This window comes from Vibrio sp. 1F279 (assembly GCF_041439815.1).
In the GTDB taxonomy this organism is placed as follows: domain Bacteria; phylum Pseudomonadota; class Gammaproteobacteria; order Enterobacterales; family Vibrionaceae; genus Vibrio; species Vibrio tasmaniensis_A.
In genome coordinates, this window is the sequence record NZ_JBGOOU010000037.1 from 47573 (window position 1) to 55467 (window position 7895).

Genomic DNA, 7895 nt, shown 5'->3' on the forward strand with positions numbered 1-7895 from the left:
AGTGCTTTAAATCTAATGCACTTCAGCCTGTTTTTTGGCCTAAAACCTTGTAATACCTTACCTGTCACTTTAAGTCGGGTCGACGATAAAAAAACGTAATCGTAACCACAAATATCAATGGTTGGACTCACTCTTAATAATATCGGTTAATGCAGCCAACAAATCGTTTTCGAACGTTTTTTGTTGGGTTATACCTCGCTATTCCAATGAGGTATCTTCTGTCGATGGCCCTATAGTGTGAGGTCTCTAGAATTGGAAAATTCGGTTAATTTGGAACGCATCCGTGCTGAGTATAATGTAAAGCACTGGAGCCAAGGTTTTTATGGAATTGATGATAATGGTGAGGTGTATGTATCACCGAGCGAAACCGATCATCAAGTTCCGCTAAGTCAGATCGTAAAACAGTTAGAGCAGAGAAATATTGGTTTGCCTGCTCTTGTGCGTTTTCCTCAAATAGTGCATCAACGTGTGCACAATATCTGTAACGCATTTAACCAAGCGATCGATGAATATCAGTATGACAACCGTTACTTGCTTGTTTACCCGATTAAAGTTAACCAACAAAAAGAAGTGGTTGATGAGATCTTAGCGAGCCAAGCTCAATTAGAGCAAAAGCAGCTAGGCCTAGAGGCGGGCAGCAAGCCTGAATTATTAGCGGTATTGGCACTGGCTCAAAAAGCGAGCTCGGTGATCGTGTGTAACGGTTACAAAGACAGAGAATACATCCGTCTTGCTCTTATTGGCGAAAAGCTGGGTCATAAAGTATTTATCGTTCTAGAGAAGCTATCTGAGCTTGATCTTGTTCTTTCTGAAGCGAAAGCGCTTGGCGTGAAACCTCGTTTAGGTTTACGTATTCGTCTTGCTTCTCAAGGCGCAGGTAAATGGCAAGCAAGTGGTGGTGAGAAGTCGAAGTTCGGTTTGTCTGCATCACAAGTGCTGACTGTTATTGAACGTTTAAAAGCAGAAGATCAACTCGATGTTCTAGAGTTAGTGCATTTCCATCTTGGTTCACAAATGGCCAATATTCGTGATGTGCGAAATGGTGTGAGCGAAGCGGCTCGTTTCTACTGTGAACTGCGCGATATCGGTGCTCAATTGAAGTACTTAGATGTTGGTGGTGGTTTGGCGGTTGATTACGACGGCACACGTAGCCAGTCTTCAAACTCAATGAACTACGGCTTGCTTGAGTACGCTCGAAATATCGTAATGACAGTAGGGGATATTTGTAAGCTCTACAATCAGCCACAACCCGTGATCATTTCTGAATCTGGTCGTTCGTTGACTGCGCATCACGCTGTGCTTGTTACTAACGTGATCGGTACAGAAAGCTATTCTCCGGAAGATATGGCTGCGCCTGAAGTTGACGCACCAATGTTGCTAAACAACATGTGGAAGAATTTCTTAGAGCTAGATGCGGGTAATGATGACCGCGCGCTGATTGAGATCTACAACGACACGCAAAGTGATATCGCAGAAGCACACAACCAATTTGCGACGGGTATGCTGAACCTTCAGCACCGTGCTTGGGCAGAGCAGATGTCTTTGCGCATTAACTACGAACTTAGCTCTCGTATGAGTACTAAGAACCGTTACCACCGTCCTATTTTGGATGAGTTGAGCGAGCGTTTGGCTGATAAGTTTTTCGTGAACTTCTCGCTGTTCCAATCGTTGCCAGATGCTTGGGGTATCGATCAGGTGTTCCCTGTATTGCCTCTAAGTGGTTTGGATAATGCGGACGAGCGACGCGCTGTAGTATTGGATATTACTTGTGATTCTGACGGTACGATTGACCAGTATGTTGATGGCCAAGGTATTGAAACGACTCTGCCAGTTCCTGCATGGAACCCAGATGAACCATACCTGATGGGCTTTTTCTTAGTAGGCGCATACCAAGAGATCTTGGGTGATATGCACAACCTATTTGGTGATACCCACAGTGTAGTGGTGAATGTTGATGAAAGTGGTCAAGCGAATATCGACTACATCAATGAAGGCGATACGGTTGAAGACATGATGCGTTATGTTCACATTGATACGGATCTGATTCGTCAGAACTACAAAGATTTGGTCACGGCGAAAGTACCAGCACAAGAGCAGCAAAGCGTACTTGAAGAGTTAGAGCAAGGCTTGATGGGTTACACCTATCTTGAGGATTTTTAATGAACGATCTATTTACCAAACCAGATTACTCGCTGTACTCCAACGCGATGACTTTTATGCGTCGTCCATTGGTACAGAACCCAATTGATAACGATGCTGATGTGGTTGTGTTGGGCGCGCCGTTAGATATGGCGACGTCGGGTCGTCCGGGTGCTCGTATGGGGCCTGATGCGATTCGTCGTGCGTCTGTAAACTTGGCGTGGGAAGGCAAAAAATTTCCTTGGGACTTCAATGTATTTGAACACACCTCGGTGATTGATGCTGGCGATCTTGTGTTTGATTGCGGTGATGCAGAAGACTCAACTCAGCGTCTAGAAGCAGCCGCTGATGCGATTCTAAACAGCGGTAAAACACTGTTAGGGTTAGGTGGCGATCACTTCATTACATTGCCTTTGCTAAGAGCATACGGCAAGAAGTACGGTGAAATGGCTCTGATTCATTTTGACGCGCACACTGATACTTACAGTCAGGGTAGTCGTTACGATCACGGTACTATGTTCTACCATGCGCCAAATGAAGGGTTAATCTCGCCTGAGCATTCTGTGCAAATAGGTATTCGTACAGAGTATAAGCAGGAAGGTCATGGCTTTAATGTTATCAATGCGATGCAAGCGAATGACATGAGCGTGGATGAGATCATTGCTCAAGTGAAAGGCATTGTTGGTGATAAGCCAGTTTACCTAACGTTTGATATCGATTGTCTGGATCCTGCTTTTGCGCCGGGTACTGGGACGCCTGTGTGTGGTGGTTTGAACTCAGATAAAGTGCTCAAAATCATTCGTGGCTTACAGGGTATCAACATGGTTGGTATGGACGTTGTAGAAGTGTCTCCTGCCTATGACCAAAGCGAAATTACGGCTCTAGCTGGCGCAACTATCGCACTTGAGCTGCTTTATGTTTGGACTGCAAATCGCTTAACAAAATAAAATAGTTAGCGAGGCATGTTGAACGTGGCAATCTCGTTTTACGGATAAACACCATATTGCGGTACATGATCTTCTAAAAGCCGCCCGAGTTAAACTCGGGCGGCTTTTTTGTATCTATTGTTTTGTCCTAAAACGTATTCCTTTTGATATGTGTGTATCGAATGATAAGTCATGACTATTGTTCCTCCATAGCACCTTAATATGTTGATGGGCATATATGAAATTGGCGAAATATACGCTTAATAAATGGTTTTTCATCCGCTTTGTGCTGAACATTGTCTCAAGTTTGGGACTACTCTCTGCTTTGTTGCTATCACATCGTTTGCCTCAAGCAATGTCTGATATTCGCTCATGATTTATCTACTTTATTCCTGTATATCTTTATAGGATTAAAGAGATGTAACATCGCTGTGAGTTTATTTGCATATAAATCAATGCACTACTAACGTTTAATTTGTGTTTTAGAAATCCATAGAGAATAAGTGAATTTGTGAAAAGGAGTCTCTTAGCACAGACATGGCATTTTTTATGGGGAAGACTAGGCTTAACAGTAAGTAAACTATAAAAAAAACAGGTTAAATACTTATCTCTTTTCAACTCGAAGAGGCACAACAAAAGATTGGCCATTGATGAGGGGTAAGTATGAATTTGATTAAAGCCTGTAATGATTAACAAAAATAATTTGTACAGCTCTAGATAAGAGTGCTTGTGATAACGGGGGATATATGGATATTGAGGTTTCGCGCCAAGCTGCGGTTGTTGAAGCAGTAAGTGGGGATGTGGTTGTAGTAACACCTGACGGCAACCCAAAAAAAGTTCTAGTTGGCGATATCATCCGTGAAAATGAGATAGTCATTACCGCAAATAATGCAGAACTTGTATTAGGTGCTCCAAATGGTGAGGTTCTGGTTGGCGAGAATTGTGTTGGATGTATTGACCAAGAATTGTCTTGGGCTGATGCCCCTATCGCCGGAGAGGTCAATTTCGATCTAGAGCAATCTGACGACGGAGCATTTACTGACGATGATATTGCGGCAATCCAAGAAGCTATTTTAGGTGGCGCCGATCCTACTGAAATTTTGGAAGCAACGGCTGCTGGTGAAGGGCTAGGCTCTGCAAATGCAGGCTTTGTTACGATTGAATACAATAATATTCAAACTCAGCCCTCGACATTCTTTGAGACATCAGGGCTTGCGAAAGAAGAGGTAGAGGAAACTCGAGAGGAATTTAGAACGATCACACGTTCAGCTGGTGGTCAATCGATCAGCGAATCAGTCACTGAAGGTTCCATTTCTGGCAATACCTACCCCCAATCTATTACGACCACAGAAACGATTATTGCGGGCAGTTTAGCTCTAGACCCAGATTCTTTTGTCCCAGACACACTCTCCCTTGCTTCACTCCTAAGTGAGCTTAATAACGACATTACATCAAGCGGCCAAGTTGTCACGTTTACTTACGACTCGGTAACGAATTCCATTGTTGGTGTTCAAGGTACTGACGAAGTATTACGTATCGATATTGATGCTACTAGTGTTGGCAATAATATCGATATCTCGTTAACCACCACGATTTCTCAATCTATTGATCATGTTCCGTCTATCGGTGGTGGGCAGGTCTCTTATACTGGCGATCAAATTAACTTTGCTTTTGATATTCAAGGTGAAGACTCCGCAGGAAACCCAATAGCATCACCAATTAATGCGCTGGTTACTTTATTTGACGGGGTGAATCCGTCTGCTGAAAGCGTGAATATCAATAATGTAGAAACGAGTAGTGCACCTATTGAAGGCACTTTTTCTAATATTGGAAGTGATAAACTTCAATCTGCTGTCTTTGATGCAAGTGCGTTAGGAGAGTTTGATGGGTTGCTCAGTGATAACCAAAATACGGTAGCAAGACTGTCTGATGACGGAACAACGATCACTCTGTCTATTCAAGGGAGAGGTGAGGTTGTTCTCACAATCTCTCTCGATACCGATGGCACATATAATTTCCAACAGTTTAAACCAATAGAAGAAGTGAGCTCCGACACGCTTTCATTCTCTCTACCGATCACGGTTACCGATTTTGACCAGGATGTCGTAACGAATACGATTAAGGTTGATATCTCTGATGGTGATAGCCCGTTCATTATTAATGTTGATGGCATCGATGTTGATGAGTCAGGCATTGTTGGCGGCTCACAAGAAGGAACAACCCCAGTAGGCGGTATTGGCAGTATCACAGCAAGTGTTTTTGAAAGTGACATTATTGACCATTACGAACTTGAACCGACTGAATTTAATACAGCGGGAGCCTTGGTTTCTAATGGTGCTGCCGTTCAATTAGAGTTAGTTAGTCAAACCAATGGTGTGAGAACGTATGAAGGTTATGTTGAGGTCAATGGATCTCGAATTACGGTCTTTGACGTTAAAGTCGATAGTCCATCATTGGGGAATTATGAATTTACTCTGTACGAATCGCTTTCACATCAAGGTTCTGAAGGTGAGTTGCTAACCTTTGTATTGCCCATTTACGCGGTTGACGCGGATGGTGACCGCTCTGCACTATCTGGTGGGTCAAATACACCAGAAGCTGCTGAGATCTTAATCAGTGTAAAAGATGATGTGGTCGAACTCATCGATAATGTCGTTTCCGTCGATGAACCGACCTTAGCTGGTGATACTGTTGTTTCTTACAATCTATTCAACTTTGAGGGTGCGGATGGTTCGACAATCCAATCACTGTCTTACGATGGGGTCGAATACAAGTTAGACCAAAATCTACTCCCAGATGCGGCACAAACTTTCCCATTTACAGAAGGGGTTGCAACGATTTCACTCAATGGTGATTTTAGTTTTGAAGTCGCTCGTGATATCAACCACTCAAGCAGCGAAACCATAGTAAAACAATTTGCCTTTTTAGCTGAAGATGCTGATGGTGACGAGAGCTTCTCAACGCTTGATCTTAGTATTACTGATGGCCAAGATCCGGTAATTAACCTAGTTCCACCAGTGACATTATCTGAAACGAATCTTGGTGACGGATCTTCGCCAAGCGGAAATGCGGTTAGCGCCACTGAAACGATTACGTTTACAGCCGGTAGTGATGATGTCGCGAGTTTTCGGATTGATCCAAACTTATTCAATACCAATGATACGCTCAAATCGAATGGGCTTGTCGTTGAACTCAAGGAAGACCCTCAGAACTTAGGTACTTATATAGGTTTTGTTAACGATGGGGTAAACCCTGATGTCCCAGTGTTCACGATTAGCTTTTCTACAAGTACATTAGGGGAATACACCTTCACGCTGCTTGAAGCGTTAGATCATGAAGATGGCCTTGCAAATAACGACCTGAGCTTTGAACTGCCTGTTTATGCCGTGGACACTGATGGCGATAACTCGCAAATTTCCCCGCTTACAATGACCATCGGTGATGATGTGCAAATCATGAAAGATGGTGTGCTCAATATTGTTGAACCGACGGTTGCGGATTTGGCTGCTGGTAAGGTGACGACTGCCACCATTGATGTGATGCCTGATCAGAGTGCTGATGGCGCGACCATTACCCAGATCACGTATGATAATACCGTTTACACCTTGAATCAGGGCTTAACGGGAGAGCAGCTTATCACTGTGCCTGAGGGAAAACTGTTTGTTACCCTTGAAGGTGAAATACGCTTTGAACCCAATCGCGATTTAAACCACACAAGCAGCGAAGATATCGTTAAGACGATCGTGGTGACGTCAAGTGACTTTGATAAAGATCCGGTGACATCCACCGTTACTTTGACCATCACCGATGGTGATATTCCAATCATCAATACTATTCCAAGCGTCACGCTATCAGAATCCAATCTAGCCGATGGCTCGGCAGCAAGCACCGTGCCTGTGAGTCAAACTGAGATTATTCAGTTTACCAATCAAAGTGATGATGTAGTCAAGTTCCGTATCGACCCTGCTCAATTCAACACCAACGACGCGCTTAAATCGGGCGGGTTAGCCGTCGAGTTACGTGTCGATCCACAAAACAGCAACCAGTACATTGGCTTTGTGAAAGATGGATCCAACCCAGAAGTTCCGGTCTTTACGATTAGCTTCTCTACCAGCACGGTGGGTGAGTACACCTTTACTCTACTTGAAGCATTAGATCATGCTGATGGCCAAGCAAATAATGAATTGAGCTTTGATTTACCCGTTTACGCGGTCGATCGTGATGGTGATGATTCATTGATGTCGCCATTGAAAGTGACGGTCAGCGATGATGTGCAAGGCATGCAAAACCAAACGTTAACCATTACTGAGCCAACGGTGGCTGATTTGGCTGCTGGTGTTGTTACGACTGGCACTGTTGATGTGATGCCAGTGCAAAGTGCAGATGGTGCAACAATCACTCAGTTCGTTTATGACGGACAACTTAGAACATTGGTTCAAACAGATACTGGTGAGCAGCGGTTTGGTTTCACTGAAGGGACGTTAGTCATCACCCTGCAAGGTGAAGTGCGCTTTGAACCCAATCGCGATTTAGTTCATACAAACAACGAAGACATCGTTAAAACAATCGTAGTGACGTCAAGTGACTTTGATAAAGATCCGGTGACATCCACCGTGACTTTGACCATCACCGATGGTGATATTCCAATCATCAATACTATTCCTAGCGTCACGCTATCAGAATCCAATCTAGCCGATGGCTCGGCAGCAAGCACCGTGCCTGTGAGTCAAACTGAGATTATTCAGTTCACCAATCAAAGCGATAATGTCACCAGCTTCCGCATTGAGCCAAGCTTATTTAATACCAACGACACACTTAAATCTAATGGGT

General features: G+C 43.8%; 3 protein-coding genes. All 3 read left to right on the plus strand.

Annotated elements, in window-relative coordinates:
* Nucleotides 1-252 precede the first annotated feature (252 nt).
* A complete protein-coding gene (gene speA / locus ACED60_RS21280; RefSeq protein ID WP_061021896.1) occupies nucleotides 253-2160 on the plus strand; it encodes an arginine decarboxylase in 1908 nt (635 codons plus the stop codon).
* On the plus strand, nucleotides 2160-3086 hold the full coding sequence (speB, locus tag ACED60_RS21285) for an agmatinase (protein WP_371728418.1): 927 nt from the start codon (nucleotides 2160-2162) through the stop codon (nucleotides 3084-3086). Before speA ends, speB begins: the two co-directional genes overlap by 1 nt.
* 725 nt (nucleotides 3087-3811) lie before the next feature.
* A partial coding sequence (locus ACED60_RS21290) for a retention module-containing protein (RefSeq protein ID WP_371728419.1) occupies nucleotides 3812-7895 on the plus strand: 4084 nt, incomplete at its 3' end.

What these genes read in the sequence shown, in the direction of transcription:
- speB (WP_371728418.1), top strand. Translation starts at nt 2,160, where the DNA reads ATGAACGATCTATTTACCAAACCAGATTACTCGCTGTACTCCAACGCG.